At 67.2% G+C, this 2856-nt stretch carries 3 protein-coding genes and 1 pseudogene; 3 read left to right on the forward strand and 1 reads right to left on the reverse strand.

Going from position 1 to position 2856, the window contains the following annotated elements; genetic code table 11:
- The first annotated feature begins 272 nt into the window (after positions 1-272).
- Positions 273-587, forward strand: a complete 315-nt coding sequence (locus ACFYY7_RS45520; RefSeq protein ID WP_388672323.1) for a hypothetical protein — start codon at positions 273-275, stop codon at positions 585-587.
- A 199-nt stretch (positions 588-786) separates the two neighbouring features.
- Here ACFYY7_RS45520 and ACFYY7_RS45525 read toward each other — a convergent pair.
- Positions 787-1647 (reverse strand): annotated as a pseudogene (locus ACFYY7_RS45525) (DNA topoisomerase IB); the annotation flags it as partial.
- Positions 1648-1938: 291 nt separating this feature from the next.
- On the opposite strand from ACFYY7_RS45525, the gene ACFYY7_RS45530 reads away from it, so the two are divergent.
- Positions 1939-2190, forward strand: a complete 252-nt coding sequence (locus tag ACFYY7_RS45530) for a hypothetical protein (RefSeq protein WP_356091240.1) — start codon at positions 1939-1941, stop codon at positions 2188-2190.
- A 316-nt stretch (positions 2191-2506) separates the two neighbouring features.
- Positions 2507-2758, forward strand: a complete 252-nt coding sequence (locus ACFYY7_RS45535; RefSeq protein ID WP_388672326.1) for a hypothetical protein — start codon at positions 2507-2509, stop codon at positions 2756-2758.
- Positions 2759-2856 lie beyond the last annotated feature (98 nt).

Below are 2856 nucleotides of genomic sequence, written 5' to 3' on the forward strand. Positions count from 1 at the left end.
GAGTCGGTTCGGCTGCCGGTGCGGAGCCACGTGGACCAAGACGTACCAGGCGGAGGACCCCGAGCCAGAGTGATCGCCGCCTTCCTCAGGAAGCCCTTCGCGTCGGCGACGCGGGTTCCTCTTACGAGCTGGTGCGTGATTGCATTGGAGACGTGGGGGCCTGAGCTGGGGTTTTGTGTCAGCCGGTGGTGTTGCGGTCGGAGACGAGGCCAGCGATGGCCCGGTAGGTGGCGGGCAGGGTCTCCCGGCGGTTGCTCTCTTAGGCTCGGCACATGACCGAGAACGAGATCCAGCTCAAGGCCATCGCCGCACTCACGGCCCTGCGCGGTGGCGTCGGCGCGGGCTACGTCTCCGACTTGCTCGGCGAGGTCATCCCGACACACTTCCTCGTCCCCGACACCGCAGATCCGACGGAGGTCGGTCTGGCCGTGCTGAACCAGCTCTCCGAACCGCTGAGTGCCCTGATCAACGGCTTCGTGCTGGCCTTCGAAACGGTCGCGGACGCGTACGACCGCACAGCCCCGGAGCCGCCCACCGACGCGATCCTGCAGGCGCTCGCCCTGAATATCGCACGCGACGCCGACTGATTCACACCGGCGTTAGGCCATTGTCCGCCCCTGGGTGTTCCGATCGGTCAAGGGCGAAGAGATCCCGGATCGTCACCTGGTGGCCGCCGCCCCACTCCGCGCCCGACGGTGCTGCCCCCGTTCTCCAGGGCGATCGCAACCGCCCTGTCCACGTCAGGGACCTTGAAGTGGACCAGCCAACGGGCCGCAGCCGCGGCGCGGCCTCCTCGACGGGCCGGCCAAGGGCGGCGCCGCCGCCGAGCAGGCTGAGCGCGCCGGCAACCGTGCGGCCTTCCTCGAAGAGTTCGATGACCTGTGGGTTGATGTACGAGGCCCGGCACACCGCGGGCGTGTTGCCGAGGTACTCGCTGACCTCGTGGACGGCACGGACTACGGCACGTTTACGTGCGGTCTCGACTCATCCGCCACCTGTGCCGACACAGCGAGGGCGACGGCCGCGAGGACGGTGGCGTGCCAGGTTCGGAAGTCCTTCGCTGTGATGCCCGCTCCCGCGCGAGCACGCAAGCAGTCGTTGAGTTCCTCGGCGTGTACCTCGTGCCAGGCCCGGTCCTCCCAGTCCCAGTAGGCGAACAGTCGCTCACCGCCGCCGCGGCGACGCAGCAAAGAGCGAAGCACTGTGCAGGCGGGAGGGCCGAGGAACGCGCGCGTCTGTGTTTTCAGCCTTTCGCCGGGTACGTGAGGCACACCTCTCCGCTCCGGCAGGCGGCGTGCTCCTTGAGCAGGGTGGTCAGTCCGTATGTTCCGTTGTCCCGCCGGTACGCCTCGTTGCCGACTCGGAAGAATCCCAGTCAATCATGCGGACGGCGCAGGCCAGGACGCGTTTGCGGGTCAGTCCGCGCCCATCGAGGTCCTCCGCGACGTGCGTGCGCATTTCGGGGACCGTGGCGGCGACCTCAAGGACGTGGTCGTGCTTCGCGGCCTCCTGCTGCTCGCGGAACCTCGGGTGGTACAGGTACTGGCGCCTGCCTGCGGAGTCGGTGCCGGTGGCTTGGAGGTGTTCGTTGGGCCAACGGACGCGTCTGATATCAGGGCCGTTGGCGTCACTCGTCCTCAGCCGCATCTCACCCATCCAGCCCTGCCCGCCTGCCCAGCTCGGGACTGTTCGCTCGGCGGAATGTGTCGCGGGCACTTCAAGGACGCGAAACGTGGCAGATGGTGACAGAGAGTAATATTTCCTGGTGTGCGAGGCAACGAATGATTGCCAAGGGAGTGATTCCGCCAGCAGGTCGGGTAACAGTGCACGCGCTGCCGGAGGATCGGTGTGCCCGTTCGCTAGTGTCCAGGGGGCGCCGCGCCTCCGGCGGGCCTGCAGGTGCCGCTCATTGATTCCGGCAGCAAGGGGTGATCGTCCATGGCCGTGTGCGAGGCCTGCCACAACGACTACGAGCTGGCGTTCGAGGTGCGTACCGCAGAAGGGGTGGTCCACGTCTTCGACAGCATCGAGTGCGCCGCCCAGAAGATCGCCCCGACCTGTGTCAACTGCCAGTGCCGCATCCTCGGCCACGGTATGCAGGCCGACGGACAGTTCTTCTGCTGCGCACACTGCGCGCGGGAGAAGGGCTTGTCCCAGTCCCAGCTTGTGGATCACGCCGATCACGCCTGACCCCCATGGGCCCGGTCGATGAAACAGGCTGCGGGCCACCGGGGGACTGTGATCTCACGCCGCACGGTCACCCGCCTCCTGGCCGCCCTCGGTCTGAACCGAGGGCGTGTATTCATCGACCCCAACGGCAAGACCAACCCAGAGCCGCAGACGATCACTGCTCGAAGGCCCGGTCACATGGTGCACGACGACGTGAACAAGGCCGGCCGCATCGCCGACAGCGGTGGCTCGCGTGTCCGCGGTCGCGGAAGTCAACAGGCAACAGCAGTCGAACGCCTCCTTCTCCTGTCGTCCATAAGGACGTTGGCAGGCCGCAGTGCGTGTCGGCCGCCTCGGCCGTACAGGTCCAGACGCCACGGCGCCGTGTCTCGTTCTCCTGGGCCAGGCGGCGCAGGACGGCCATTACCGACTCCAGAAGGAGCACGACGACGGCGGCGGCGTGCTCGGCCAGCTTGAAGCGGTCCTTGGTGTCGTCGAGTTCCTTGATCCGGTCCAGGTCGAACTTCGCGGTGGCTACCGCCAGTTCGGCGTAGGGCAGCAGGTCCTCGGTGCCGTAGTCGGCTCCTGACCGTTACTGACTTCGGCTCGTCAGGGTGAGGTCGGGGTGTCGAGGGTCAGGCCGGTGCCGGCTATGAAGCCGTCGAGGGTGTCGGGGCGGTACTGCAG

It is taken from the genome of Streptomyces sp. NPDC001933, assembly GCF_042890955.1.
In the GTDB taxonomy this organism is placed as follows: Bacteria; Actinomycetota; Actinomycetes; order Streptomycetales; family Streptomycetaceae; genus Streptomyces.

What these genes read in the sequence shown, in the direction of transcription:
- ACFYY7_RS45520 (WP_388672323.1), top strand. Translation starts at nt 273, where the DNA reads ATGACCGAGAACGAGATCCAGCTCAAGGCCATCGCCGCACTCACGGCC.
- ACFYY7_RS45530 (WP_356091240.1), top strand. Translation starts at nt 1,939, where the DNA reads ATGGCCGTGTGCGAGGCCTGCCACAACGACTACGAGCTGGCGTTCGAG.